The organism is Vreelandella maris (assembly GCF_013371085.1).
In the GTDB taxonomy this organism is placed as follows: Bacteria; Pseudomonadota; Gammaproteobacteria; order Pseudomonadales; family Halomonadaceae; genus Vreelandella; species Vreelandella maris.
The window spans coordinates 19,234-34,579 of sequence record NZ_JABWCV010000010.1; the positions used below are offsets into that span (position 1 = coordinate 19,234).

The window sequence follows — 15,346 nt, forward strand, 5'->3', positions numbered from 1 at the left end:
ACGTATTCTAAGCACTGGAAAGTGCCTAACTGGCATCTTTAAACCGCTGCTGAAGAGGAGACAGCGTTGGCTCGGGCGGTGGCAACGCACTGAGCTCTAAACGGACGTCCAACTGATCTGTGTCGGTAATCGTGCCTTCCCACCAGCGTTGCTGACTGTCATCAAGGCGAGGATGCCAAACACGCACACGGTGCTGGCCTGACGGTAAAACGGGTAGGGTCAGCGTACCGTCAGCATTCGTTATTGCCGCATAGGGCGCATCGCTGACCACTATAAAGGCCTGCATATGGTCATGGATATTGCACCCCAGCACGACAATGCCTGCCTGTTCAAAGCGGACGGGAGGCGGTGTTTCCTGAAGATAAAGATTTAAATCAAAGGTTTTGGCCGGTGAAAAGGAGTAGACGTGATGGCGTGTGGTGTCTTTATTGGGAAAGGCCACATAGCTTCCGGTAGGCACCGTTAGCACCTTGGGATGAAAAGCCGCATCGCGCTGATAAATGTTTTGTTCTTGAGGCTGATTTGCCTCAGTGTCGTAGTAAACCTCAACAACGGCGTTTTCAAGCGGTAACCCTTCAGCATTGTGTATGGTGATTTGCGCGGCGAAAGCGGCAGCGTTAAACAGGCTGCTCACCAGCAAAAACAGCAGGACAATATAGGTGCTGGTAAGCCCATAAAAAGGGCGGCGTTGCATCATTGTTGTTGGCATTGAAGGGGTGTTCCACATTGGCCGATAAAGCGTAGGACTTAATAGTGAAAGGATTATGCAAGAAAGTCATGCTTTTAGCTTAACGGTAAGCCAACTCTTGCAAAAAAGAGTAAACAATGGGGAAAGCAGCCCCAATTAGTGGCGCTCTACTAAAGCAGTGGTTAAAGTGAATACTAAGAAAACGGTGTTCGATAACTGCGGAGAAGTGATATGAGAACTCAGGATGAAGGCACCACAATGCTACAACAGCGGCGTTCACGCCGACAGGTCTTGGCTAGTCTAGGGCTTGGCGCAGCGGCACTTTATGTGGCTCCCACACTCCTTTCAACGGGGCAGGCCGAAGCCCATGAACGCGAGCGCTCTCGCCCCAAGGGACGCCACCAGCATCAGCACCAACATCATTCGGGGCGTCGCCACTCAAAGCCCAGCTTTTCACGACCTGATCATTCAAGACCGTGTCATTCCAGACCCAATTATTCAAGGCCTGACTATTCCAGACCTCACTATGACCGGCCCAACTATTCCAGGCCCAACTATTCCAGGCCAAGCTACGACCGGCCGGACTATTCACAGCCTGGTTATTCTCGCAACGGTTATTCGCGTCCCCAGCGATACGACGAACGTCCTCGTTGGGAGCGTGATGGTGTGATTGAGCTGCGTATCAGCCGCTTACTCCCACGCGGCTGGTGAAATCGATGATGACGTCTGACGCCGAGGCCGTTGATTATGCGCTCACCGGTCTGGGACCGTGCCTTCGCCTGGTGAATGCGCAGCCACTGCTGCCGGTCCTTCAAGCTGCCATGCCAGGCTGGCCGCTTACCCCATGTCCGCTACAGCCAAACAAGCCAGATATTTGTGTTTGGCAGCAGGAAAAGGGCTTCTGGCAACGAGCACCTGCATTGCCGAAAGATGGTATGTGGCTTGAAACCCCGGTCAGCACAGCGTGCAGTGTTATTGCAGATATGTCAGGCGCCTTTTTACGCAAGAACCCAGACGTTATTGGCTTACACTGTGGCGCGGCGGAGATAGATGGCCAATTAATAATTTTTCCCGAGTCGCATCGAGCCGGTAAAAGTATGCTCACCTGTGCCTTTGCGGCAGCCGGTTATCGTATATTTGGCGACGATGTCGTGGCGCTGACCTCACAAGGAAAAGGTGTTTCGCTGGGGATTGCTCCGCGTTTACGTTTACCCCTTCCTAAGTCGCTTGCCCCTGAGCTTCTTGACTTTATTGGCCAGCATAAAGGGCCAAGTGATGACCGGTATGGCTATGTAGCGCTGGATGAAATGCTGCTGGCTAGTCACGGCAAGCAATGTCCGATAAGCGCCATTGTATTGATTGATCGTGATAATGGTGTGACGAGTCCTGAGCTTACCTCACTGCAGCATGGGGAGGGATTATGGCAGCTGTTAAGGCAGAACTTCGCTGATACGCTTTCTGACCAAGAGCTCATTGATAAATTCTGGCCGATGGTGCAACGGATGCCCTGTTTCCTGCTGCGCTATTCAGATGCCTACGAAGCAGCAGCCTTTGTCGGGCGTGAGTTAAAAGCCGCGCTACATGTCCAGCCGTCGACTTACACTGCTCCTTTCCAGGCGGCGGCTATGCCTGAAGCGGTAGCTCTCGAAAGAGGCGATCAGCGCTATTGGCGTGCGCGCCAAACCGCCCACGAATACCCCTTAGGCGATGAGCTGTTTGTGATTGTCGAAGAGGGCGGTGCGATTCACCGTATGAACGTTACTAGCCGAGCGGCGTGGGCGCTGTTACAGCATGAGGCACTGACGGTTGAGGCGTTAAGCCAAACCTTGGTGGCTTTTTTTATGCCTGTTTCACTAGAACAAGTGCGTAAAGACATGGCCGAACTGTTGGGCCAATTCTTAGCGGTCGGCCTGATTGAAGCTGCTGAGCAGGATACTTAACTCTTAGAGGCTAGCGCCACGTATCGCGCCAGGCATGCATGACTCGCTCTGGGTACCAGGTTTTCCCCAAGCTGCCATTATAGCGCGCTAGCGCACGGGTAAAGTCGCCATTTTCGATAGCTAAATAGTGCGCCAAAATCGTACAGCCATAACGCAAATTACGCGGCGGGTGGGTTAAGTCGTCGATAGGTAATCCTAGCTCGCTAACCCAAAAGGGCATGATTTGCATCAAGCCGACAGCACCTGCTGATGAAATGGCATCGGCTTTGAATGCGCTTTCCACTTGGATTAAGGCTAAGACCAAATCCGGCGGCAAACCTGCGAGTCTGGCTTCTTGGTAGATACGCGTGAGCAGCGTTTGACGTTGGGCCGAATCATCAATGAAGCGCGCCAGTGGCGCATCCATTTGCATGCGCCACTGGCGGGCTGCCCACTGTTGTTGAGCCGTTTGATGCTGTTGGTTGGCCGTTTCAAGAGTCGGGCGAAGAGCTGGTGGCAGCGGCTGTGCTGCTAATGGCATAGCGTCTAGCAACAACACGCCAAGCGTTATAGCAACAGCAACGCTTGGACGTCGTGCCGTCATTAACCACCGCGCCACAGAGCCTAGAGCCCGCCACGCGGTGACAACTTTTGCCGACTTAGCGGGACTTCTCACACAAAAAGTCGATAATTTGATCGGCGGGCACCATTGTGGCTTCGCTATCACGGCGGCCTTTGTATTCCAGTTCGCCGTTGTCCAAGCCACGGTCACCAATCACCAGACGATGGGGTACGCCCATTAATTCCAGATCGGCAAATTTAACCCCAGGGCGGGTATCACGGTCGTCTAGCAGTACGTCTAACCCGGCTGCGGTTAGCGCTTGGTAAAGACGTTCCGACTCTTCGCGAACACGTTGAGATTTGTGCGCATTCATTGGCACCAGCGCCACTTGAAAGGGCGCAATCGCATTGGGCCAGATAATCCCGGATTCGTCGTGGTTCTGCTCAATGGCGGCGGCGACCACGCGGGTTACGCCGATACCGTAGCAGCCCATCCACGGGTGGCTGGTTTTGCCGTTATCGCCCAACACGTTGGCGTTCATGGCCTGGGAATATTTTTGGCCAAGCTGGAAAACGTGACCGACTTCAATGCCGCGCTTGATGGAGAGCGTACCTTGGCCATCGGGAGACGGATCGCCTTCAACGACATTGCGTAGATCGGCAATCTCGGGCAGGGCCACATCGCGCTCCCAGTTAATACCGAAGTAGTGCTTGTCATCCACATTGGCACCTGCGCCAAAGTCGCTCATCAATGCCACGCTTCGGTCAATAATGACCGGCATTTTCAGACCGACCGGGCCCAGTGAGCCGGGACCGGCACCCACCGCCGCACGAATCTCTTCTTCGCTGGCCATGGTCAGCGGTGTGGCAACTTGGGGCAGGTTTTCTGCCTTAACTTCGTTCAGCTCATGATCGCCACGAATCAGCAGCGCGATCAAGCCGCCTTTAGCTGCGTGAACCATCAACGTTTTGATCGTTTTTTCAATCGGCAGTTCGAACTGCTTCACCAGGGCGGCGATCGTTTTAGTGTTGGGGGTATCGACCAAACGCAATTCTTCGCTGGGCTCGGCACGGGCGGCCTGGCTGCCAAGCGGGGCAGGTAGCGCCTCGGCCTTTTCCATATTGGCCGCGTAGTCAGAGGAGTTGGAGAAGACGATATCGTCTTCGCCGGAATCCGCCAGCACGTGAAATTCGTGAGAACCGGTGCCGCCGATAGAGCCGTTGTCGGCAATCACAGGGCGAAAGTTCAGCCCTAAACGCGTGAAAATGCGCGTATAGGCATCATACATATCTTGATAGGTCTGTTTCAGCGAGGCTTCATCAAGATGGAAGGAGTAGGCATCCTTCATGATGAACTCACGTGAGCGCATTACGCCAAAGCGCGGACGAATTTCATCGCGGAATTTGGTTTGAATCTGGTAGAAGTTGACCGGCAACTGTTTGTAGCTGGCGATCTCTTTACGCACCAAATCGGTAATGACTTCTTCGTGGGTCGGGCCAACGCAGTAGTCACGATCGTGACGGTCTTTTAAACGTAACAGCTCAGGGCCGTACTGCTCCCAACGGCCAGACTCCTGCCAAAGCTCTGCCGGCTGAACGGCCGGCATCAATACTTCTTGTGCACCGGCGCGGTTCATCTCTTCGCGCACAATGGCTTCTACTTTACGCAGTGTGCGCAGGCCAAGCGGCAGCCATGTATAAAGCCCTGAGGTTAAACGGCGAATCATCCCAGCACGTAGCATTAGCTGGTGGCTAATGACTTCGGCGTCGGCCGGGGTTTCTTTCAGAGTGGCAATCAATAATTGGCTGGCGCGCATGGGTTAGAGCATTCCTTAGAGCTTAGAAAATAGCGTTTAGAAGAAAATGTGCTTGGAAGAAGCCTTACTCACCATCGGGGCTTAGCCCCATTAGCGTTGAATAGGACCATTGTACGGCCTAGCGGTTAAAGCGGCAAAATAGTGCTTATCGTCAAATCATCTATGCTTTTGGCAGGCTGTGCTAGACTACGCTGGTTTAGAGCGCGATAGTCGGCAATGAATAGCCATAAAAAAATGCTGCACGACAGCATGTTACGCCGACTATGGTTATTTTTTTGATTGAGGGAATCTTCATGCATCAAGTAGTTCGTCGCTGGTTGACAGGCGCCGTGATTGGCGTTTCCATCGTGTCATTAAGTGGTTGCGGTACATTGTTTCATCCTGAGCGAAAAGGCCAGATGAGTGGCGATATTGATCCGGTTATCGCTATTGCCAATGGGGTAGGGTTATTGTTCTTTATCGTACCTGGGGTGATTGCCTACGCCGTGGATTTCTCTAATGGCACCATCTATCTGCCCGGCCGCAACAGCGCCTCAGTAGATGTTCACCACTTAGACGACGCTATGGATGTGGCTTCCCTGGAAAAAATACTCTCTGAGAAGGCTGGTCAGCCGGTGAGCTTAGAGAGCGAGTTAGTCATGATTGAAGAAATGGGTAGCCTTGATGAAGCGCTGGCCATGGTGCGTATGTCAGGCGTGTTGGACGAGGAAAAGCTTTCCGCGATGTAACGTTTAACCCTGCTCGCTAAAACCCAGTCCGGCTTTCTGCCGGGCTGGGTTTTTTTATGCTGAGTATATATGTTACGCATACTGGGCAGGATTGGGAACGCTGGGAAAACGCGGCGGGTATGCTTCCATGTAAGCGTGGCAAGCGCGTAAAACACGGATGTCATCAAACTTGCCGCCGGCGAGCTGGAAGCCAACCGGCAAGCCTTCATTAGTAAACCCGCAGGGTACCGATGCGGCGGGTTGCTGGCTGAGGTTGAAGGGGTAGCTGAACGGCGCCCACTCTTCCCAGTCTTGCATACCGCTACCTGGGGGCACTTCCTGATTAATTTCAAACGGACTGACTGCCACTGAGGGCGTCATCAGTAAATGATATTCTTGATTGAAGTGTTCCAGGCGTTGCGTTAATGCCGCGCGGTCGGCCAGGGCACGAAACAGCTCAACGGCTTTCCAGGGCTCCGCTTCGCGGGCATTGGCTACCATGCCGGGATCTAAAAGCGTGCGCTGATGTTGGCTCGTTTGCGACCACTGCTCTAATGAGGCGGTAAACCATAGCTTGCGAAAAGTTTCCAGTGGCGACGAAAAGCCTGGGTTTATCTCGACGATTTCAGCGCCTAACTCCTCCAATCTCATGGCTGCTTCATGCACACGCTCGGCAATTTGCGGATCTACCTTGGCGTAACCAAGATCCGCGGAGTAGCCAATCCGTAGCCCGGTTAATCCCTTGTCCAGGTCGACCCCCCAGCACTCCGGCTGGCCGCGAGTGGCGTAGGGGTCTCGATAATCGTAGCGGCCTATCACGTTCAGCATGCTGACCGCGTCGCGCACGGTGCGTGTCAATGGCCCCAGGTGTGAAAGGCTGGGCTCTTTTGCGGGCGGCCATTGAGGTGTCCAGCCGTAGGTGGGTTTGAAGCCAAATACCCCCGTAAACGCCGCAGGAATACGGATCGAGCCACCTGAATCGCCGCCCTGGTGAAGCACGCCCATATTGAGAGCTGCGGCTGCAGCGGCTCCGCCGGAGGAGCCGCCAGGGGTCAAACGGGTATTCCAGGGGTTGGTCGTGGCGCCAAAGACGCGGTTGTCGGTGACTGCTTTCCAGCCGAATTCGGGCGTATTGGTTTTGCCCAGTATCACCGCCCCTGCTTCGCGCAACATGCGGGCCGGAGGCGCATCTGTATCGCATGGCGCGTCGGAGGAGGTCAGTGACCCTTCCCGACAGGGCATGCCTGCCACTTGAGTCAGGTCTTTCAGCGATACCGGCACCCCATCGATGGGGCTGAGCGGTTTACCTTGCCCCCAGCGCCTTGCCGAGGCTTTTGCCGCTGATTCGGCGCCTTCGGCATCCACATGAACATAAGCGTTCACGTCCGGGTTGAAGCGCTCAATCCGCTCAAGGGCGGCTCGGGTCGCCTCGAGGGGTGAAGCCTCACGGCTTTCGAACAAGTGAGCTAAGGTTTGGGCATCCAGGCTGCCAAGATCGGTACCGCTCATTGCATACTCCTTACGTCGGCTGGGCTTAGGAAAGGAGTCTAAGGGTAGGCAAGCATTGCCTGGGGTGCAAAAGCCGCGCCATGCAGAAGCCGCAGCCGTGCAGAGTTTAATGGCTCGGCGTGGCTTCTTCGGGCGCCTGGGCGCGCAGCCAACTGATCTCCTCGGCCCATATAGCTGGCTCGATGGTTTCCAGTATCAAGGGGATACCGTCAATCCGGGCATCCTGCATGATGGTGGTAAAGGCGGGTAGCCCGATATTGCCTTTGCCCAGGCTATGATGGCGGTCCACACGGCTGGCGAATCCGCTTTTGGCATCGTTCAAATGCATGCCTCGCAGGTAGTTGAACCCCACCACTTTACCCAGCTCATCGAGCGTTGCCAGTGTGGCTTCTGCACTGCGCAGGTCATAGCCAGCGGCAAATGCATGGCAGGTATCAATACATACGCCTACCCGGGTTTTATCGTCTACATGGTCAATGATCTCGGTCAGATGCTCGAAGCGCCAGCCCAGGTTAGTGCCTTGCCCAGCGGTGTTTTCAATCACTGCCGTGACACCTTGGGTATGTGTAAGCGCCTCATTAACGGACTCGGCAATACGCTTTAAACAGTCGCTTTCGCTGATCTTGTTTAGATGGCTGCCTGGGTGGAAGTTGAGCAGCGTGAGGCCGAGCTGCTCGCAGCGCTGCATTTCATCTAAAAAGGCCTCCCGTGATTTGGCTAAGCCTTCCTGCTCCGGGTGACCCAGATTAATCAGGTAGCTGTCGTGGGGTAAAATTTGCCCAGGTGAAAAATCGTGTTTAGCACAGGCATCACGAAAGGCTTGAATCGCGTCATCGGTGAGCGGCTTGCCTTTCCATTGGCGCTGGTTTTTGGTGAACAGCGCAAAGGCATCGGCACCGATCTCTACCGCCCGGTGAACGGCTTGGTCTGCGCCGCCAGCTGCGCTCACGTGGGCTCCCAGGTATTTCACAACGGACTCCTTGTCATTGTTTGAACGTATTCAAGTATCTGAATGGTTCAATGGCTATCTAGAAAGCGCTTAAACGCGGCGGGTTCGTCGGTAATCACACCGGCGATACCCCACGCCCAGCGGCTATGAAAGGCGCTGGGGTCATTGGCGGTATAGCACAGGACCTGATAGCCGTCCTTTTGCATGGCCTCAACCTGGGCGCGCTTCAGGCGTGACCAGGACGGATGCACACTAAAAGCGTCAATGGCTTCGCACTGTGCTCGCCAGGTTTTGGGTACGCCATTATACAGCACGCCTAGCGCCAGACGCTCCTTGCCTGCTAACTGGCGGCAGTGGGTCAGGGCCTCGGTATTGAAGGAGGAGATGATCAGCCGTTCGGAGGGCAGGGTGTCCAGCATCTCGGGTAGGGCGCGCTCCACCAACGCGATGGGGTCGCGTCCTTTGTTGATCTTGATCTCCATGTTGACGCCCATTTCCAGCTCGTTAAGCAGCGCCAGCATCTCTCCCAGGCTGGGCATCTTTTCACCTGCAAAGCGATCACCAAACCAGCTGCCCGCATCCAGAGTTTTCGCCGTTGCCCAACTCATTGAGGCCAGGCTGCCTCGCCCGTTCGAGCAGCGCGACACGTCGGCGTCGTGCCAGATGACCGGGGTGCCATCACCGAGCAGTTGCACGTCCAGCTCTACCCAGGTGGCGCCCGCCTGATGGGCGGCGCGCACTGCGGCCAAGGTGTTTTCGGGAGCAGCGGCAGAGTAGCCGCGGTGGGCAATCAGCGAGGGAAGTTGAATAGCGGGATGCGTCATGACAGCGCTCTAAGTCTTGGACGATAAAGGAGTATTGATTCTAACATGAGTGCATGACAACAGGATTTCATCGCGCCAGTGTTCAGCCGCAACCGGTGATAGCGTACTAGCTTGATTTATAGCACGCGACGCGCTTGTATAGCGGCACCTGTTGTCTTGACTATCTTGTACAAACCCAACAATGAAAGGAAACCCTAATGTCTAAGCGTATCCAATTTGCCCAGACCGGCGGTTCCGAGGTGCTTGAACTGGTCGACGTGACCCCTGCTGAACCCGGCCAGGGCGAAGTGCGTATCGCCAATAAAGCCGTTGGCCTCAATTTTATTGATATCTATTTTCGTACCGGGCTTTATCCTGCCCCCGCGATGCCTTCTGGCCTTGGCACCGAAGGCGCCGGTGTAGTCGATGCTGTCGGCGCTGGCGTGACGCACTTAAGCGTCGGTGATCGCGTCGCTTATGCCCAAGGGCCTTTGGGCGCTTATGCAGAACTGCATACGTTGCCTGCGGCGAAAGTGGTTAAGCTCCCCGATTTTGTCGATTTCGAGACGGCAGCGGCCAGTATGCTCAAGGGCCTGACCGTGCAATACCTGCTTCGCCAGACCTATGAGCTGAAAGGCGGCGAAACCATTCTGTTCCATGCGGCTGCCGGTGGGGTAGGGTCGATTGCCTGCCAGTGGGCGAAGTCATTAGGCGTCAAGCTAATTGGTACTGTCAGTTCCCAGGAAAAAGCGGATCTGGCTATGGCCAATGGTGCCTGGGCGACGATCAATTACAGCGAAGAGAACGTGGTCGAGCGGGTGCGCGAGCTGACTAACGGCGAGATGTGCGATGTGGTGTATGACTCGGTAGGCAAGGATACCTGGGAGATGTCGCTGGACTGCCTGAAGACGCGCGGCTTGATGGTGAGCTTCGGCAACGCTTCTGGCCCGGTGGATGGTGTTAATATCGGCATCCTCAACCAGAAGGGCGCGCTTTACGTGACCCGCCCCAGCCTTAACGGTTACGCCGACACGCGCGAGCGTCTGGAGATGATGTGCCAGGAGTTCTTCGCTATGCTCGAGAGCGGAAAGGTCAAGATTGACATCGCCAACCGCTATCCGCTGGCAGAAGCGGGTAAGGCCCAGGACGCCCTACAGAGCCGTAAAACTACCGGCTCGACTATTCTCTTGCCCTAATTCCTACCTACATAAATACCCTACATACGCACCTACATACACACTCAACTGACGCATTCGGCTCTCATCGCTTGCCACGTTATTGGCAAGCTGCTCAGGGCCGAATGCCACGGTCGGCTATTCAACGGGCGGTGCGTATGCAGGGACTATACCTGTGTATAGTAAACGTCTAATGTGCGTGGGGAATAGCCATGCCTGTGGCGTGGCGTGCATCAATCGTATGCTGCCGCTATCAAACGGTGGCAAGGGAGTAGGAAAAGGATGTCGGCTGAGGACATGAGTGTTGAGAGCTCAGGTGCTGAGGGCTCAGAAGTTGAGAGTCTTAATCTTGAAGCGCTAGGGCTTGAGTGGTTGGCGCTTTCGCCAAGTACGTTGGTCTTTATCGTGCTTGGCCTGACGCTGGTTGCGTTCATATGGGGGCGCTTTCGCTACGATCTAGTCGCGTTGGCGGCGTTGCTGGGATCGGTCATGCTCGGGCTAGTGCCTGCCGAGAATGCCTTTATGGGTTTCGGCCATCCGGCGGTGATTACAGTGGCCGCCGTGCTAGTACTTAGCCGGGGCTTTGAACGCTCCGGTGTGGTCGATATTATTTCCAATCAAGTGCTAAAAGTGGGTGAGAACCTGCTGCTTCAGCTATTAGTGCTGGTGGGCACCGTCGTTTTATTATCGGGCATTATGAACAATGTGGGCGCTCTCGCACTGCTGTTACCGGTGACGATGCGGTTGGCTCGTGAACATAATACCTCGCCCTCTTTACTGCTGATGCCGCTGGCGTTCGGGTCTCTGCTCGGCGGCCTGACAACCCTAATCGGCACCCCGCCCAATATCATTATTTCCAGTTACCGGCGCGATGTGACGGGCGAAGCGTTCAGCATGTTTAGCTTTTCGCCTGTCGGGATTGCGGTGGCGCTGGCGGGGCTTGTGTTTATTGTGCTGGTAGGCTGGCGCTTGACGCCGAAGCGCAGCGGCCAAGCCTCTACCGATGAAATGTTCGATACCGCCAACTATTTGGTGGAATTGAAAGTAGGTGAAGAATCAAAAGCCAAAGGCTTAACGTTGCAGCAGCTGCGCGATGAGCTGGACGAAACCATCCCCGTGTTAGCGGTCGTTCGCGATGATAACCGTCGTGCTGGCTATAATTTCCACGGTGCCTTGGAAGAGGGCGATATCCTGCTGTTGGAAGCAGGACCCGATGAACTCCAGATGCTGGAAGACAAAGTAGGGCTTAGTGCGATAGCCGAACTGGAAGAAGAGGCGGAAGCTACTGAACACACCGCAAACGATGAAGAGGGCGTGAAAGCTGGCACGGATGAAGCGAAAGGTGCGGCACAGGACCATCAGCCGGTGGATACCGAAGGCTTACAGCTGATTGAAGCCGTGGTACGTAATGATTCCATGATGATTAACCGCAGCGTGCGTCAGTTACGCCTGAATCATCAGTTTGGCCTGCACCTAGTGGCCGTGGCCCGTGACGGTGGACGCTTGAAGCAGCGCTTGCGTGATATCCGGTTTAAGAACGGCGATGTTTTACTCCTACAAGGCAGTGAAAACGAAATTTCAGAAAGCCTGGCCTCGTTGGGGTGCCTACCGCTGGCTAGCCGGGAATTGCATCTGGGGCAGCCGCGCAAGCTGGTCATGTCGATTGCCATTTTTGCCTTAGCAATCGTTGCCATGCTGTTCGATCTGCTGCCCGCGGCAGTCGCCATGAGTACCGCTGCTTTGATTTCGCTACTGATTGGCGTATTGCCGCTGCGCGAAGGGTATCAAGCAATAGACGGCCCCGTGATCGTGCTGTTGGCCGCAATGATACCCGTGGGGGAGGCGCTTGATACCAGTGGTGGCGCCGACCTGATTGCCGATGCGCTGCTGCGCTTTGGCAGCGACTGGCCGGTGGTGGTCACCATGGTGGGGCTGTTCCTGCTCTCTATGCTGCTCTCGAATGTGGTCAACAACGCGGCGGCTGCGCTGCTGATGGCGCCGATTGCAGTTAGCCTGGCCAACGGGTTCGATGTTTCGCTCGATCCGTTCTTGATGGTGGTGGCCGTAAGTGCTTCATGTGCGTTTTTAACTCCTATAGGACATCAGTCGAATACACTGGTGCTGGGCCCTGGCGGCTATCGGTTCGGCGATTACTGGAAACTGGGGCTACCGCTTTCACTGGTAGTATTGGCTGCCGCTATCCCGCTGATTCTGCTGGTATGGCCGCTTTAAAAGACGTCTAACGGTCCGACTTGTCGGTGTGGTGGAATCGAAGGGGTGGATGAAGGCTATTAGGTTTCGAAAATTTTGCTACCCTATTACGTTCAGAAACCAATAAAAATCGAACAGGCCGGGCTTATGAATCAACAATTTCGTCAGGATGCCATTGTCGAGCTAGTTCGTCAGCACGGCTATATGAGTATCGAACAGCTCACCGACCACTTTGCGGTGACGCCGCAGACCATTCGGCGGGATTTGAATACCCTGGCTGATGAAGGCCGTGTGCGCCGTGTGCATGGCGGTGTAGGCATCGAATCCAGTACGGTGAATACCGCCTACAGCACGCGCAAGACGCTTCACCTGGAAGAGAAGGAGCGCATTGCCCGCTGCTTGGCGCAACACATACCCAACCACTCGTCGCTGTTCATCAACATCGGTACCAGCAATGAAGTGATTGCCCACGCGTTGCTGGAGCACCAGGGGCTCGAGATCATTACCAACAATCTGAATGTGGCAGCCATTCTTCAGCATAAAGAGGATTTTACCGTGATCATCGCCGGGGGGCAGGTGCGCTCTCGCGATGGCGGGATTATCGGCGAAGCCACCATCGACTTTATCAATCAGTTCAAGGTGGATTACGGCATCATTGGCATCAGTGGCATCGATGAGGATGGCTCACTGCTGGAGTTTGACTACCAGGAAGTGCGTGTCGCCCAGGCGATTATTGCCAATTCGCGGCGCATCTACCTAGCGGCAGACTACTCCAAATTTCACCGTAACCCGGTGGTGCGGCAGGGCAATCTGGAGCAGTTGGATGCGCTCTTCACCGATCGCAAACCGCCGGAAGCGATCCAGCGCTTGCTGACCCAGCACGATGTAGCACTGCACATCGCTTAGCCTGGCCGTCTTTGTCGCAGTTTCATCCTTGAGCATTTCGGGCGGCTGGAGTAGCCTTAAAACATAATAAAGCGAAAGAAAGTCAACAAAATCGAAAGACACTACAACAAAGCGAACTCGACATGTCCTCTTATATACTCGCCATTGATCAGGGTACCACCAGCTCGCGCGCTATTCTCTTTGACCGCGAAGGACAGGTGGCGGCCGTCGCTCAGCAGGAATTCACCCAGCACTTCCCTCACGACGGCTGGATTGAGCACAACCCCGAAGATATCTGGGAAACGGTGGTGGCCACCTGCAGAGAAGTGATGGCCAGTGCCGAGGTTACGCCAGACCAGATTGCCGGTATCGGCATTACCAACCAGCGTGAAACCACCATCCTGTGGGATCGAAAAACCGGCAAGCCGCTCTATAACGCCATTGTCTGGCAGGATCGCCGCACCTCGGACTTGTGCCAGTCGCTGCGGGATAAAGGGCACACCGATATCGTTCAAGCCAAGACCGGCCTGCTGATTGATCCCTATTTCTCGGCGACCAAGCTTGCCTGGCTGCTGGATAATGTCGAGAGCGCACGTGAGCGCGCTGAACGGGGGGAACTGGCGTTCGGCACCGTCGACAGCTTTCTAATCTGGCGGTTGACCGGCGGCCAGCAGCACGTCACCGATGCTACCAACGCGTCACGCACCGCGCTATTCAATATCCATACCCAGGAGTGGGACGACGAGCTACTGGCACTATTCGATATACCCGCCAATCTGCTGCCCGAGGTGAAAGATTCCAGCGATGATTTCGGTACTACCGAGGCGCACTGGCTGGGCGCACCGCTTCTCATCGCAGGGGTAGCAGGGGACCAGCAGGCCGCATTGGTCGGGCAGGCGTGCTTTCAGCCGGGGATGGGCAAGAGTACCTACGGTACCGGCTGCTTTATGATTGTGAACACCGGTGAGGCGCCCTCACTTTCGCGTAATCGTTTGTTGACCACGATTGGCTACCGGCTTAACGGTAAGCCGACCTATGCGATGGAAGGCAGTATTTTCGTGGCCGGGGCGACAGTACAGTGGTTGCGGGATGGCCTGAATCTGTTTGCCGATGCCTCGGAAACCGAAGCGCTGGCTCAGAAAACCCGCAGTGGGCATAGCGTTTATCTAGTGCCAGCTTTTACCGGATTGGGGGCGCCGCACTGGGACCCAAAAGCACGTGGCGCGATTTTTGGGTTAACCCGCGATACCGGTATTGCTGAAATAGTCGCCGCGGGACTCCAGGCGGTGTGCTACCAAACCCGTGACCTGCAGCACTGCATGAATGACGATATGGAGGCGCCGCCTGGCAACTTACGGGTTGACGGCGGCATGGTAAAAAACAGCTGGGTGATGCAGTTTCTTGCCGATATGCTCGGCGTCCAGGTCGATCGCCCCACTATTCTTGAAACTACCGCGCTGGGTGCTGCCTACTTGGCGGGGCTACGCCTGGGCTGGTATCAAACCCTGGAAGAGATTGAACAGCTGTGGCGCTGCGAGAAGAGCTTTATGCCTACCATGGAAGAAGCCACACGTGAGCAGCTTTACCAGGGTTGGTTGGATGCAGTGTCGAGAGTCCGCTCTACGCCTTAGATAATGACCTGAATTCAACTAATAAGTGCAGCACCCCTACTTAAGCACACTATCTATTGCCTCTTTCGATTCTTTATAATGCGGCGGCCAATTAAGCAATTGGCCGCCTTTCTTCGCTTTTAGCGCCCCTCATGAAAGTCTTTAACACCATTAACGCTTATTGAGCGTTAATGTAGTCGAGTTACAACCATGCCTACGGCCAATGACGCATTGTGAGCTTTCCTGCGGTGGCCCATAGTGAGGTCATGGATCAGGAAGGTGACTTGTTATCCCGAATCACTGAACTAATCCCTGCTACAGAACGATAGCGCTTCAGTATTACCCTAGCGCTAAAGGGCGAAGGTCTTGTAACGCTTGTGACCGTTTCGCAGTTACCGAACTGGGCACTTATCCGGCCCAGCATGAGTAGCAACGTCACCATACGTCGTTAATTAAGATGGCTGCTTTTAAACCGATTGGCGGTTAGGCAGCGGATGACCATACCATGAGGT

The 15,346-nt window shown here is 55.1% G+C and carries 12 protein-coding genes; 6 read left to right on the plus strand and 6 right to left on the minus strand.

The features are described 5' to 3' along the window. Window positions 1-25: 25 nt before the first annotated feature. Window positions 26-709, minus strand: coding sequence for a carboxypeptidase regulatory-like domain-containing protein (locus tag HUO07_RS10305; protein WP_176303490.1), 684 nt, complete (start codon window positions 707-709; stop codon window positions 26-28). 695 nt (window positions 710-1,404) lie between these two features. On the opposite strand from HUO07_RS10305, the gene HUO07_RS10310 reads away from it, so the two are divergent. Beyond that, entirely contained in the window at window positions 1,405-2,628 is a 1,224-nt protein-coding gene (locus tag HUO07_RS10310; RefSeq protein WP_176303491.1) for a PqqD family protein, read from the plus strand. A 10-nt stretch (window positions 2,629-2,638) separates the two neighbouring features. Here HUO07_RS10310 and HUO07_RS10315 read toward each other — a convergent pair whose 3' ends face one another. Together HUO07_RS10315 and HUO07_RS10320 are read right to left on the minus strand one after the other, a co-directional pair. Then, entirely contained in the window at window positions 2,639-3,211 is a 573-nt protein-coding gene (locus HUO07_RS10315) for a transglycosylase SLT domain-containing protein (protein WP_246286616.1), read from the minus strand. 55 nt (window positions 3,212-3,266) lie between these two features. Beyond that, entirely contained in the window at window positions 3,267-4,985 is a 1,719-nt protein-coding gene (locus tag HUO07_RS10320) for a proline--tRNA ligase (protein ID WP_176303492.1), read from the minus strand. Window positions 4,986-5,278: 293 nt separating this feature from the next. Between HUO07_RS10320 and HUO07_RS10325 the strand changes: the two genes are divergently transcribed. Beyond that, window positions 5,279-5,713, plus strand: coding sequence for a hypothetical protein (locus tag HUO07_RS10325; RefSeq protein ID WP_176303493.1), 435 nt, complete (start codon window positions 5,279-5,281; stop codon window positions 5,711-5,713). Window positions 5,714-5,785: 72 nt separating this feature from the next. On the opposite strand, the gene HUO07_RS10330 is transcribed toward HUO07_RS10325, so the two are convergent. The 3 genes from HUO07_RS10330 to HUO07_RS10340 all read right to left on the minus strand — a co-directional run bounded on the left by HUO07_RS10330 (window position 5,786) and on the right by HUO07_RS10340 (window position 8,974). Then, window positions 5,786-7,201 (minus strand): amidase, encoded by a 1,416-nt coding sequence (locus HUO07_RS10330; RefSeq protein WP_176303494.1) that lies wholly within the window; start codon window positions 7,199-7,201, stop codon window positions 5,786-5,788. A 106-nt stretch (window positions 7,202-7,307) separates the two neighbouring features. Then, the gene (gene nfo / locus HUO07_RS10335) at window positions 7,308-8,171 is read right to left on the minus strand and encodes a deoxyribonuclease IV (protein ID WP_176303495.1); all 864 of its coding nucleotides are present in this window, start codon (window positions 8,169-8,171) and stop codon (window positions 7,308-7,310) included. Between the two features lie 47 nt (window positions 8,172-8,218). Next, window positions 8,219-8,974 carry a glycerophosphoryl diester phosphodiesterase gene (locus HUO07_RS10340; RefSeq protein ID WP_176303496.1) on the minus strand — a complete coding sequence of 252 codons (756 nt, stop codon included), beginning with the start codon at window positions 8,972-8,974 and terminating at the stop codon, window positions 8,219-8,221. A 197-nt stretch (window positions 8,975-9,171) separates the two neighbouring features. Here HUO07_RS10340 and HUO07_RS10345 point away from each other — a divergent pair, with 197 nt between their 5' ends. The 4 genes from HUO07_RS10345 to glpK all read left to right on the plus strand — a co-directional run bounded on the left by HUO07_RS10345 (window position 9,172) and on the right by glpK (window position 14,855). Next, a complete protein-coding gene (locus HUO07_RS10345; RefSeq protein WP_176303497.1) occupies window positions 9,172-10,149 on the plus strand; it encodes an NADPH:quinone reductase in 978 nt (325 codons plus the stop codon). A gap of 261 nt (window positions 10,150-10,410) precedes the next feature. Then, on the plus strand, window positions 10,411-12,360 hold the full coding sequence (locus tag HUO07_RS10350; RefSeq protein ID WP_176303498.1) for an SLC13 family permease: 1,950 nt from the start codon (window positions 10,411-10,413) through the stop codon (window positions 12,358-12,360). Window positions 12,361-12,486: 126 nt separating this feature from the next. Beyond that, window positions 12,487-13,245, plus strand: a complete 759-nt coding sequence (locus tag HUO07_RS10355) for a DeoR/GlpR family transcriptional regulator (protein ID WP_008956670.1) — start codon at window positions 12,487-12,489, stop codon at window positions 13,243-13,245. Between the two features lie 122 nt (window positions 13,246-13,367). Further along, entirely contained in the window at window positions 13,368-14,855 is a 1,488-nt protein-coding gene (gene glpK / locus HUO07_RS10360) for a glycerol kinase GlpK (protein ID WP_176303499.1), read from the plus strand. The last annotated feature ends 491 nt before the right edge of the window (window positions 14,856-15,346 follow it).